This is a genomic window from Bacillus sp. PDNC022, from assembly GCF_016919285.1.
Lineage (GTDB): Bacteria > Bacillota > Bacilli > Bacillales > Bacillaceae > Bacillus > Bacillus safensis.
In genome coordinates, this window is record NZ_CP070345.1 from 583,536 (window position 1) to 596,192 (window position 12,657).

The 12,657-nt window shown below is 41.9% G+C and carries 12 protein-coding genes; 10 read left to right on the plus strand and 2 right to left on the minus strand.

Annotated features, from left to right (window positions below; translation table 11 throughout):
* Window positions 1-38 precede the first annotated feature (38 nt).
* The 8 genes from gndA (at window position 39) to JVX94_RS03150 (ending at window position 7,670) form a co-directional block, all read left to right on the plus strand.
* Entirely contained in the window at window positions 39-1,448 is a 1,410-nt protein-coding gene (gene gndA, locus JVX94_RS03115) for an NADP-dependent phosphogluconate dehydrogenase (RefSeq protein WP_034622350.1), read from the plus strand.
* A gap of 116 nt (window positions 1,449-1,564) precedes the next feature.
* Entirely contained in the window at window positions 1,565-2,410 is an 846-nt protein-coding gene (locus JVX94_RS03120) for a GRP family sugar transporter (protein WP_162842532.1), read from the plus strand.
* Between the two features lie 12 nt (window positions 2,411-2,422).
* On the plus strand, window positions 2,423-3,208 hold the full coding sequence (locus JVX94_RS03125; RefSeq protein WP_203128599.1) for a glucose 1-dehydrogenase: 786 nt from the start codon (window positions 2,423-2,425) through the stop codon (window positions 3,206-3,208).
* Between the two features lie 140 nt (window positions 3,209-3,348).
* On the plus strand, window positions 3,349-3,660 hold the full coding sequence (locus tag JVX94_RS03130) for a PTS sugar transporter subunit IIB (protein WP_205184519.1): 312 nt from the start codon (window positions 3,349-3,351) through the stop codon (window positions 3,658-3,660).
* Window positions 3,661-3,663: 3 nt separating this feature from the next.
* A complete protein-coding gene (locus tag JVX94_RS03135; RefSeq protein ID WP_205184522.1) occupies window positions 3,664-3,996 on the plus strand; it encodes a PTS sugar transporter subunit IIA in 333 nt (110 codons plus the stop codon).
* 25 nt (window positions 3,997-4,021) lie between these two features.
* Entirely contained in the window at window positions 4,022-5,368 is a 1,347-nt protein-coding gene (celB, locus tag JVX94_RS03140) for a PTS cellobiose transporter subunit IIC (protein ID WP_095408954.1), read from the plus strand.
* Window positions 5,352-6,758, plus strand: a complete 1,407-nt coding sequence (locus JVX94_RS03145) for a glycoside hydrolase family 1 protein (protein WP_095408953.1) — start codon at window positions 5,352-5,354, stop codon at window positions 6,756-6,758. Before celB ends, JVX94_RS03145 begins: the two co-directional genes overlap by 17 nt.
* A 189-nt stretch (window positions 6,759-6,947) precedes the next feature.
* The gene (locus JVX94_RS03150; protein ID WP_095408952.1) at window positions 6,948-7,670 is read left to right on the plus strand and encodes a GntR family transcriptional regulator; all 723 of its coding nucleotides are present in this window, start codon (window positions 6,948-6,950) and stop codon (window positions 7,668-7,670) included.
* A 47-nt stretch (window positions 7,671-7,717) separates the two neighbouring features.
* Here the strand turns inward: JVX94_RS03150 and zwf are convergent, their stop codons facing one another.
* Window positions 7,718-9,193 (minus strand): glucose-6-phosphate dehydrogenase, encoded by a 1,476-nt coding sequence (gene zwf / locus JVX94_RS03155; protein ID WP_095408951.1) that lies wholly within the window; start codon window positions 9,191-9,193, stop codon window positions 7,718-7,720.
* A 222-nt stretch (window positions 9,194-9,415) separates the two neighbouring features.
* On the opposite strand from zwf, the gene rnz reads away from it, so the two are divergent.
* Complete coding sequence (gene rnz / locus JVX94_RS03160) at window positions 9,416-10,345, plus strand: ribonuclease Z (protein ID WP_111292920.1); 930 nt, start codon at window positions 9,416-9,418, stop codon at window positions 10,343-10,345.
* A 138-nt stretch (window positions 10,346-10,483) separates the two neighbouring features.
* Window positions 10,484-11,791: an aspartate aminotransferase type Ic gene (locus JVX94_RS03165; RefSeq protein WP_205184524.1), complete on the plus strand. Its 1,308-nt coding sequence runs from the start codon at window positions 10,484-10,486 to the stop codon at window positions 11,789-11,791.
* Window positions 11,792-11,837: 46 nt separating this feature from the next.
* On the opposite strand, the gene JVX94_RS03170 is transcribed toward JVX94_RS03165, so the two are convergent.
* Entirely contained in the window at window positions 11,838-12,602 is a 765-nt protein-coding gene (locus JVX94_RS03170) for an alpha/beta fold hydrolase (RefSeq protein ID WP_024422899.1), read from the minus strand.
* Window positions 12,603-12,657: the final 55 nt, after the last annotated feature.

Here is a 12,657-nt window from a genome sequence, read left to right on the forward strand (position 1 = left end):
AGTAATCAATATAGTGTGTTAGAAGGGACGTCAGAATTATGTCAAAACAACAAATCGGTGTGGTTGGACTAGCCGTTATGGGGAAAAACCTTGCCCTCAATATTGAAAGCCGCGGTTTCTCCGTATCCGTTTATAACAGATCTAGCAGCAAAACAGAAGAGTTTCTTCAAGAAGCAGAAGGAAAAAACGTTGTTGGCACATACAGCATCGAAGAATTTGTTCAGTCGCTTGAAACACCGCGTAAAATTCTTTTAATGGTAAAAGCTGGTGCAGCAACAGATGCAACCATTCAATCATTACTTCCTCACCTAGAGAAAGGTGACATTTTAATTGATGGTGGAAATACATATTACAAGGATACACAAAGACGTAATCAAGAGCTTGCAGAAAGTGGAATTCACTTCATTGGCACAGGTGTTTCCGGCGGTGAAGAAGGCGCGCTAAAAGGTCCTTCTATCATGCCAGGCGGTCAAAAAGAAGCGCATGAGCTAGTGAAACCAATTTTAGAAGCGATCTCTGCGAAAGTAGATGGCGAGCCTTGTACTACTTATATCGGCCCAGATGGAGCAGGACATTATGTCAAAATGGTTCATAACGGTATCGAGTACGGAGATATGCAATTGATCTCTGAATCATACTTTATCTTGAAGCATGTAGCTGGATTGTCAGCAGGGGAGCTTCATGAAGTATTCTCAGAGTGGAATAAAGGCGAGCTTGACAGCTATTTAATCGAAATTACAGCTGACATTTTCACAAAAGTGGATGAAGAAACAAACCAACCGCTTGTGGATGTGATCTTAGATAAAGCTGGTCAAAAAGGAACTGGAAAATGGACAAGCAAAAGCTCACTTGATCTAGGTGTCCCGCTTCCAATCATTACTGAGTCTGTTTTTGCGCGCTACATTTCAGCAATGAAAGATGAGCGTGTGGAAGCAAGTCAATTGATTGAAGGTCCTGAGCCGGCAAAATCAGCTGAGAATAAACAAGAGCTGATCGAAGCGGTTAGAAAAGCCCTATTCATGAGTAAAATCTGCTCTTACGCACAAGGCTTTGCGCAAATGAAAGCAGCGTCTGATGAATATAACTGGGATTTGAAATACGGTGAAATTGCGATGATCTTCCGCGGCGGATGTATCATTCGTGCAGCCTTCTTACAACAAATTAAAGAAGCATATGACCGTAATCCTGAACTGAAAAACCTATTGCTTGATCCATACTTTAAGGATATTGCTCAAAACTATCAATCATCACTTCGTAAAGTCATTTCACTTGCAGTGGAACAAGGAGTTCCTGTTCCTTCATTCTCAAGTGCACTTGCATACTTTGATAGCTATCGCACAGCTGTCCTTCCAGCGAATTTAATTCAAGCACAGCGTGACTATTTCGGTGCACATACGTACGAGCGCACAGATAAAGAAGGCGTATTCCATACTGAATGGATGAAATAAATAGAGAACGACTGAAAAACCTTACCTTTGGTAAGGTTTTTTTGTTTGCATATTTTCGGCTAAAAATGCGAAAAAGAGGGATGCTATGTAAAAAAGACAAGAAAGTAGGGATAGAAGTGGGCATCTTATATGCACTTCTCCCAGCGATATTTTGGGGAAGTATTGTTCTCATCAGTGTCAAACTAGGCGGGAATGCGTATCAGCAAACCCTCGGCATTACGCTCGGTGCGTTTTTATTTTCGATTGCAGCGTTTTTCATCAAAATGCCAGAGCTGACACCGCTTATTTTCGCGGTTTCCATCATTTCAGGCATCTTCTGGAGTATTGGACAAATGAATCAGCTTTCAAGTGTTGCTTTTCTCGGTGTGTCTAAAGCGGTTCCTTTATCAACGGGCATGCAGCTTGTGAGCACAACGCTATTTGGCGTCATGGTCTTCAAAGAATGGCAGACGATGACGGTTATACTCATTGGTTCTTGCGCCATTTTACTGATCATTGCAGGTGTTGTCATGACATCACTCGGTCAAAAAAAGAATGGCGGCGAGAATGGAGGGAATTTTAAAAAAGGAATCATTATTCTGCTTATCTCAACCGTTGGCTACGTCGGATATGTCGTCATTTTAAGATGGTTTGATATTGATGGCTGGTCTGCACTTGTCCCGCAATCCGTCGGCATGCTGCTTTCATCCTTAGCGATTAGTTTAAAGCAGGATCCCTTTAGCAAATATACGTTTAGAAATATCATTGCCGGTCTTGTTTGGTCAACAGGAAATCTTGGGCTGCTTTTGGCTATTCCATTAATTGGCGTAGCCGTCAGCTTTTCGATGTCACAAACTGGGATTGTCATCTCAACACTAGGCGGCATTTACTTATTAAAAGAGAAAGCATCTAGAAAAAGCTTTGTCATTGCAGGCTGCTTGATGATCATTGCAGGCGGTGTGCTGCTAGGCTTTACAAAATAGGAGGTTACACGAATGTATCCAGATTTAGAAGGAAAAACAGTTCTGATTACAGGCGCAGGTACAGGGATTGGTCAAGCGATGGCCCGCCGATTTGGACAAGAAAAAGCTAATGTGGTGATCAATTACTTCTCCGATAAAGAAAATCCGGATGAAACCATTGCAGATATTCAAAAAAATGGTGGACAGGCTGTGAAAATCAAGGGAGATGTATCAAAAGAAGAGGATATGCAGGCAATGATTGATAAAGCCGTTGATACATTTGGCAGTCTTGATGTCATGATCAATAACGCAGGCATTGAAAATGAAGTGCCTTCTACCGAAATGACGCTGGATAATTGGAACAAAGTGATGTCTACCAATTTAACAGGTATGTTTCTAGGATGCCGTGATGCACTGAAGTATATGACGGATCATGGGATAGAAGGCTCGATCATTAATATGTCGTCGGTTCATCAGCAAATTCCTTGGCCTCATTTTGTGCATTATGCAGCCAGTAAAGGAGGCGCCAAGCTTCTGACAGAAACATTGGCGCTTGAATATGCCCCTAAAAAAATCCGTGTAAACAGTATTGCACCAGGCGCCATTGATACCCCGATTAATGCGGAGAAATTCGATGATCCAGCTTTGAAAAAAGGCGTGATTGAGCTGATTCCAATCGGTTATATTGGAAAGCCAGAAGAAGTGGCAGCATGCGCTGTCTGGCTGGCATCAAAAGAAGCCAGCTATGTCACAGGCTTGACGTTATATGTAGACGGCGGCATGACAAAGTATCCTGGGTTCCAGGCAGGAAAAGGATAAGATAATTAAGAAAAAGAGCGTATTGTACGCTCTTTTTTATATTAAATACAGACAAATAAAATTAAATGTCTAGACATTTAAAAATAAAAATATATAATATTAATTGGAAGCGCTTTTATTACAACAATGGGGTGAGAGAAATGAAACGTATTTTATTAGCATGCAGTTCGGGAATGTCTACGAGTTTACTAGTGACAAAGATGAAAGCACACGCTGATTCAATTGGGGACAAAGCAGAAATTTGGGCAGTGGGGCAAGATCAAGCGAAAAAAGAAATGGCGAATGCGGATGTTGTGTTAATCGGACCGCAAATGAGCTTTTTAAAAGGAGACCTTCAAAAAGAAGCAGCAAAATACGGGATTGAGGTAGAGGTCATTGATATGCAGGCGTACGGACTTGCCGATGGACAAAAAGCGTATGAACAGGCACTTACATTGATGGGGGAATCTTAAAGGATGGAAAAGAAAACACTCGAAGGGCTCACGGATGAACAAGTGAGCTTTCAATTGATCTTACACAGCGGGAATGCACGCAGCAAATTGCTTCAGGCTCTTAAACAATATCGAGAAGGTCTAGAAGAAGAGGCATTTTCTCTTATGAAGGAAGCGGAAGAAGATTTACGGCATGCACATGACATCCATTTTCAACTCGTACAGAAAGAGGCAGGAGGAGAAACAACATCCTTTTCCTTACTGCTCATGCACGCTGAAGATCACTTAATGTCGACCATTACCATCAAGGAGCTTGTGGGAGAGCTCCTGCCGATATTCCAATCGCTTAAACAATAAAGGGTGTAAACAAGGGGGGAAACCAATGTTTGATAAAATAAGTGCCATTTTGGTTCCGATTGCTGGGAGATTAAACAACAACCGCTATTTAGGCGTATTACGGGATGCCTTTATGCTTGCGTTCCCGCTCACCATCTTTGGTTCCATTATGGTTGTGCTGATGAATTTGCCATTTTTAGATAAAATCATGAGTCAAACAGCACTGGAAGGAGTCCAGTCTGCACTGAATATCGCACCGAGTGCGACCATCAGCATTATGAGTGTGTTTGTTGTATTTGGGATTGGCTATTATTTATCAAAAAGCTATGATGTGGAAGCTGTCTTTGGCGGTGTGATTGCTTTAGCCTCTTTCTTGCTTCTGACTCCGTTTTTACTAGAACAAGAAGGTGGTGCAACGATTGCAGGCGTTATTCCAGTCGATCGTTTAGGCGCAAAGGGGATGTTCCTAGGAATGATCACAGGCTTTTTGTCTGCTGAAATTTATCGTTATTTTGTCCAAAAGAAATTTGTGATCAATATGCCGCAAGGGGTTCCGCCGGCTGTTGCAAAGTCTTTTGCTGCACTGATCCCGGCTACCTTGACACTTACAACGTTTTTGCTCATTAATATCATCATTACACAAGGTTTTAAAACAAATATGCATGATTTGATTTATCATGCCATTCAGGCGCCGCTTGTCGGTCTTGGAAGCGGTATCATTCCGACGTTGATCGCTGTTTTCTTTATACAAATTCTGTGGTTCTTTGGGCTCCATGGCCAAATTATTATCAACTCTGTCATGGATCCGATTTGGAATACATTGTCCATTCAAAACCTAGAGAGCTACACAAAAACAGGTGAGGTTCCTAATATTATCAGCAAGCAGTTTATTGAAATCTATACGGTTGGAATGGGTGGAACCGGTATGACGCTTGCTGTTGTGTTTACGATTTTAATTTTCCTGAAAAGTAAGCAATTAAAACAAGTAGCCAAGCTTGGTTTAGGACCAGGATTATTTAACGTCAATGAACCGATTATCTTCGGTTTACCGATTGTCATGAACCCGCTTATTCTCATTCCGTGGATTTTGGCGCCAATGGTCATTACATGTATTACTTATTTTGCGATGGCATCAGGCATTGTACCGCCCCCGACAGGTGTGAATATCCCATGGACAGTGCCGATCTTTATTAGCGGAATGATGGCAACAAATTCACTAGCGGGCGGTCTGCTTCAGTTGTTTAACCTGATGATTGTGTTTGTCATTTGGTTCCCGTTCCTGAAATTTATTGACCGTATGAATGTGAAAAATGAAAAAATAACGACAACAGAAAAAACGAAGGAAACAAACATCAAAGGCGAAGGAGACTCAATACATGTCGATGGAAACTAACAAACAATCATATACATTTCCAGAAGGTTTCTGGTGGGGATCTTCTGCTTCTGCAACGCAAACGGAAGGGAGCGTCCCTGGAGATGGAAAGGGACCGAACATTTGGGATCATTGGTTTGAACAAGAGCCGACTCGTTTTTTTGATGGCGTAGGGCCGAACGTGACATCTCAATTTTATCGAAAATATAAAGAGGATATCCGTCTCATGAAAGAAATTGGCCACAATTCATTTCGGCTGTCGATATCATGGTCACGCCTTTTACCTGAAGGAACAGGTGCCGTCAATGAAGAAGCAGTATCTTTTTACAATGATGTGATCAATGAATTGATTGCACATGATATCGAGCCGTTTGTAAACCTGTACCATTTCGATATGCCAATGGCGCTGCAGGAGAAAGGCGGCTGGGTGAACAGACAAGTGGTCGACGATTATGTCAGCTATGCGACATTATGCTTCCAATTATTTGGCGACCGGGTGAAAAAATGGTTTACCCATAACGAACCGATTGTTCCTGTAGAGGGCGGATATATGTATAGCTTTCATTATCCAAACGAAGTCGACTTCCAAAAGGCTGTACAGGTCGGTTTTCATGAACTTTTATCAAATGCTAAGGCGATTGCGGCTTATAAAGAGTTGCAGCAAGGCGGTAAGATTGGCATCATCCTAAACCTGACCCCTTCGTACCCGCGAAGCCAGAATCCGCGCGATGTAGAAGCAGCAGAGATGGCTGATGCTTTCTTTAACCGTTCCTTCTTAGATCCTGCGGTGAAGGGTCATTTCCCGGAAAAGCTAGTAGAAGTCTTAAAGAAAGAAGGCTTTATGCCAAGTATGGAAGAAGGGGACCTTGAGCTCATTCGAGAGAATACGATTGATCTTCTTGGCATCAATTATTATCAGCCAAGAAGAGTGAAAGCGAAAGAGCATATGCCGCATCCTCAAGCACCATTTATGCCGAATCATTATTTTGATTCTTTTGAGATGCCGGGGAGAAAAATGAATGTGTATCGAGGCTGGGAAATCTATGAAAAAGGCATTTACGATATATTGAAAAAAGTTCAAACAGACTATGATAATATTGAATGCTTTATTTCTGAAAATGGAATGGGCGTCGAAGGAGAAGAGCGGTTTAAGGATGAAGAAGGAATGATTCATGACGATTACCGCATTGACTTTATTTCTGAGCATCTCAAATGGGTGCATCAAGCCATTCAAGAAGGAAGCAATGTGAAAGGCTATCATCTATGGACCTTTATGGACAACTGGTCCTGGTCGAATGCATATAAAAACCGTTATGGATTTGTCTCAGTTGATCTTCAAGAAGACGGGAAACGAACGATTAAGAAAAGTGGATACTGGTTTCAATCAGTTTCAGAGAATAACGGTTTTTAATCAAAATACTTGCTCTTTCCTTGAAAAGAGCAAGTATTTTTCTTATGTGACGGTAAGTGGATGAAACAAAAATGGCTGGCACCTTTTAAGCTCACATCCCTTAGTGTAAAATGAGAGGAAGGCTAAAAAACGCCATATTTCCTTCTAGAATAAAGCGCTATGAAAAAACAAGTCAGTTGGTGGTGTGAGATGAAGAAGTACGAACTCATTTCAGAAGAAATCAGAAAACGAATAGCAACAGCATATTATCCAGAAGATCAACCCATTCCAGATGAAAACTCGCTTGCCGCCGAATTTCAATGCAGCAGAATGACAATGAAACGTGCGCTCGATCTTCTCGTTGCAGAAGGTCTGCTCTTTAGAAAAAGAGGCCACGGTACATTTATAGTAAAGGCAGCGCTTAATCAAGGGGCAATCAATGTATCAGGCCATGAAAATAAAGGGTTCACAAAAGTCATGGCGGATAAAAACGTCACGACTCAAATCATTCATTTTGATGTCCATTTTCCAAGCGAAGAGGTGGCAGCCCATCTATCTATTGACTCAACCACACCTGTTTACGATATCATCCGGCTCCGTCTTGTGGATGAAGAGCCTTATGTATTAGAAAAAACGTTTATGCCTGTCAATCTCATTAAGGGCATAGATGAAGAAGTTCTGCTGGGTTCTATCTATGGCTACATTTCAAATCAGCTTCATTTAAAAATAGCAGGAGCGCACAAGAAAATTAGAGCGGCTAAATCAGATCAGCTGGATCAGCAGTATTTAGGGTGTGACCCAACAGATCCTGTGCTTGAAGTCGAACAGGTTGCTTATTTAAACGCAGGGCAGCCATTTGAATATTCATTTAGCCATCATCGCTATGATAAATTTGACTTTTCAACGGTTGAAATCACGAAAACAGGACGTTAAAAAAAGAGCAGAACCCCCAAGGGAGACTGCTCTTTTTTCATTTGATTTTATATGTTCCACCAATGGTATCCATCTTTTTCTAGAAGCTCATCAGCTTCTTTCGGTCCCATAGAACCAGCAGGATAGTTTGGTTTTAATGTTTTGCTTTCTGCCCATTTCTCAGAAATCGGATCAACGAAGTTCCAAGAAAGTGCCACTTCGTCCCAGTGAGCAAAGTTTGTCGCATCGCCTAGCAAGCAGTCATGAATCAGCTTTTCATAGGCTTCTGGTGTATTCATGATGTCGTTATAGTTTGTTTGGTAATCGAGCTTAATCGGTTTCGCATACGTGCCGCCATCGAGCTTTCGAGCATTCAGGTGAAGGGTGATGCCTTCATCTGGCTGAATGTGAATGACAAGTAAGTTTGGATGCATGGCATTCCCGTTTCCATAGTACAGGTTCATTGGAATGTCTTTAAATTGAACCACGATTTGAGTAGATTTCTTTTCTAACCGTTTTCCTGTACGAATGTAAAATGGCACCCCGGCCCATCTAAAGTTATCAATCAGCAGTTTCCCCGCCACAAACGTTTCTGTGTTTGAGTTCGGATCAACATTTTGCTCTTCCAGATAAGAAGGAACGACATTGCCATCCATTGTACCAGCATCATACTGTCCGCGGACAAAGAATTGATCGACCTCATCTTTAGAAAAAGGACGAAGAGCGCGCAATGCTTTCCGTTTTTCGCTGCGGATTTCCTCTGTATTGAGTTTAATTGGCGGCTCCATTGCTAAAAGGGCAACCATTTGAAGCATATGGTTTTGGACCATATCTCTTAGTGCACCAGAATTTTCGTAATATCGAGCCCGGTCTTCAACCCCTAAGGATTCACTGGATGTAATTTGAATGTTTGAGATATAGCGGTTTGTCCAAAGTGGTTCAAAGATAGCATTCGCAAAGCGGATGACTTCAATGTTTTGAACCATTTGTTTACCAAGATAGTGGTCAATACGATAAATTTGATCTTCTGTGAATGCATCACGAATTTCTTCATTTAATGTTTTGGCACTTGGCAGGTCATGCCCAAATGGCTTTTCAATGACAAGTCGTGACCAGCCGGTTGTTTCTGATACGCCCTCACTCTTTAGGAACTTCGCAATCGTTCCGAAGAATTCAGGTGCCATAGCTAAATAGAACATGCGGTTATTTGGGATACTGTACGTATCTTCAAGGCCTGTTAAAAGCGTGTTAAGCGCTTGATAGGAAGCAGGGCTTGATACGTCAAAATCGTGATAATAGAAATGTGAAATGAATTCCTCTGTTTTCGCTTCTGCATCATCAGAAGAAACAGATTCCTTTACCACAGCTCTGAGGTCCTCATGAGACCACGGGCGGCGTCCAACTCCGACAACAGCGAATTGATCACCTAGCTTACCGCTATGATAAAGTCTATGTATAGAAGGGTAGAGCTTGCGTTTGGCAAGGTCTCCTGTTGCGCCAAAAATGACAATGACTGCTTTAGGGTTGTTAGTTTCTGTATTCACGAGAAGTACCTCACTTTATTCGTAGCATTGTTGTAAAAACCGAGAATGTATGTACATTTTCTTTATTTTAAAGCTTCATTGTTCGTAAAGCAAACATTTGATTCGACTTTTTCTGCTCTCATTTCACTTTTTTCAAAAATTCCGCTGAATTCACATTTACCTTGTCTTCATGTATTCTATATGAATGAAGATATTGTATACCGGCTTTAGGAGGAAAAGTAAATGGAACTGCTCTTTTTAGGAACAGGTGCAGGCATACCTGCAAAAACAAGAAATGTCACTTGCACAGCGCTAAAGCTTTTAGAAGAAAGAAATGCAGTGTGGCTTTTTGATTGCGGAGAAGCGACGCAGCATCAAATCTTACATACAACGATTAAACCGAGAAAGATCGAGAAAATATTTATCACACATATGCACGGTGATCATGTATATGGCCTACCGGGACTTCTTGGCAGCAGATCCTTTCAAGGCGGGGAGGATGAATTGACAATCTATGGACCAAAGGGCATCAAGGCCTTTGTGAACGCAGCACTTTCAGCCTCGCAAACGCATTTGACATATCCACTGCATATCATAGAAATAGATGAAGGGATCGTGTTTGAAGATGATACCTTTCAAGTAGAAGCAAGAAGAGTCTCTCACGGAATACCAGCTTACGGATATCGGATTGTGGAAAAAGATATGCCTGGTTCACTAAAAGCCGAAGACCTAAAAGAAATCGGTGTAAAACCTGGACCTTTGTATCAGAAGTTGAAAAATGGGGAAACCGTGACACTCGAAGATGGAAGAATCATCGATGGAACCGATTATTTGGAACCCCCTAAAAAAGGGAGAATCGTTGCATTTTCAGGAGATACCCGTTTGTGCGAGAATATAACAAGGCTTGCCAAAAATGCGGATGTGTTAGTCCATGAAGCAACATTCGGTAAAGAAGATGCAGATTTAGCCTACAATTATTATCACAGCACAACAGAACAGGCAGCGAAAACAGCACTGGAAGCAGGCGCAAAAAGGCTCATTTTGACCCATATAAGTGCACGTTACCAAGGAGAAGAAGCACTGAAACAACTGTTGAAAGAAGCCCGCGATATATTCCCGCTGACAGAAGCTGCACATGATTTCTCTTCATTCCCCATTGAACGCAGCCTGTAAAAATTGGATAAATCGTCAAAAAAAGTTGTGTGATTTTTTTGATATTTATGATGACGCTCTTTTTCAGGTAGTGGTAAAATGGTGAAGAAAAACAAATGACGAATCAAACTATGAAGAATACGGGAGGCACAATCAAAGATGAGCGGTTTTACAGCATTAAGTGAAGCAGAATTGAATGACTTATATGTGGCACTACAAAATGAGTATGAAACTTACAAAAGTAAAAACTTGCACTTAGACATGTCTAGAGGGAAGCCTTCACCAAAACAGCTCGATTTGTCTATGGGCATGCTCGATGTTGTGACATCAAAGGATGCAATGACAGCTGAAGATGGCACAGATGTCCGAAACTATGGCGGCTTGACAGGCCTTCCTGAAACGAAGAAATTTTTTGCAGAAGTACTCAATTTAAAGCCAGAACAAATCATCATCGGCGGTAACTCAAGCCTGAATATGATGCATGATACCATTGCACGTGCGATGACTCACGGCGTATGTGACAGCACAACACCTTGGGGAGAGCTGCCAAAGGTAAAGTTCCTTGCACCAAGCCCAGGGTATGACCGTCACTTTGCTATTTGTGAGCTATTTAACATAGAGATGATCACGGTTGATATGAAGGCTGATGGACCTGATATGGATCAGGTAGAAAAATTGGTCGCAGAAGATGAAGCGATTAAAGGCATTTGGTGTGTACCGAAATATAGCAACCCAGACGGCATTACGTATTCAGATGAGGTCGTTGACCGCCTAGCTTCAATGAAAACAAAAGCAGACGACTTCCGTATTTTTTGGGATGATGCATATGCAGTCCACCATCTAACGGATACACCTGATACGTTAAAAGATATTTTTCACGCAGTAGAAGAGGCAGGATACCCGAACCGTGTGTTTATGTTTGCGTCTACATCTAAAATTACATTCCCAGGCTCAGGTGTTGCACTGATGGCGTCTAGCCCGGACAATGTGAGCTTCACTCAAAAGCAGCTTTCGATTCAAACGATCGGACCAGACAAAATCAATCAACTAAGACATCTTCGTTTCTTTAAGAATCCAGAAGGCTTGAAGGAACATATGAAAAAGCATGCAGCGATCATTAAGCCGAAATTTGACCTCGTTCTTTCCATTCTTGACGAAAAACTTGGCGGGAAAGACATCGCTGAGTGGCACAAGCCAAATGGTGGATATTTCATTAGTTTAAATACACTTGATCATTGTGCAAAAGCTGTTGTGCAAAAAGCAAAAGAAGCAGGTGTCACAATGACAGGTGCAGGTGCAACATATCCATATGGAAAAGATCCGCTTGATCGTAACATTCGCATTGCACCAACATTCCCGGCACTTGAAGAACTAGAGCAAGCGATCGACATCTTTACATTATGTGTTCAGCTTGTCAGCATTGAAAAGCTGCTTTCTAAAAAAAGTCAATCTGCTCCAACGGCATAAATAAAAGAAACTCCTTGACTCATAACGGGTCAAGGAGTTTCTTGTTTTAATTGGCAGTTTGATAATAGGAGACAGGTTGTTTGGCTGCGCACCATACATCATAGATGGCCAGCTGTACAATATGCGGTTCATCATGATGAATATAGTGCGAGCTGTTCTGCGCCTGAATCCATCCGCTTTGAGATGACAAAGACAGCATGCGTTTATGAAGTCTGAGCCAAGCTTCATGCGCGGGATGAAACAACCGGCTCTTACCTGATGAAATGACAAGAAGCGGCATCATCCCATAATGAGTTTGCTCCTCTTTGATTGTGCTTAGCATTTGCTGAAAATCCTCATGCGTACATTCTGCTGTGAATTGCGCCATATATGAAGTGCGTTCTTCCTTTGATAAAAGCGGCAGGATCACCTGCTCTTGCTCCTCACTTGCTGGGTCTAACAGCACCATGCCAATGACATCATCTCCTCTGCGGCTTGCCCATAGCCGGCTGACAAGTGAGCCAAATGAGTGAGCGACAATAAGAAATGGCGGCTGAATATTGGCTTCTTTCAGCAGCGCATCTAAATCATCAGCGAGGTCATGCAAGGTTCTTCCTTCACCGCTCTCACTGCTCTTTCCATTTCCTAAACGGTCGTATAAGAAAACCCCAAGCTCTGGGTCAATATCACGTGCCATATTCGACCACGTATCACTAGAAATCCCGTAGCCTGCTTCAAAGATAATCGTGGCTTGCCTTTTGCCTTGACGATGTTTTGTATAAAAGTGGTGTCCATCTATATGATACATTTTTTCAATCATTGCCGAATTCATTCTTCCATCTCCTCTAAGTGGTTCTTTAGCTAAAAGACGGCACAAAAGGCAGATA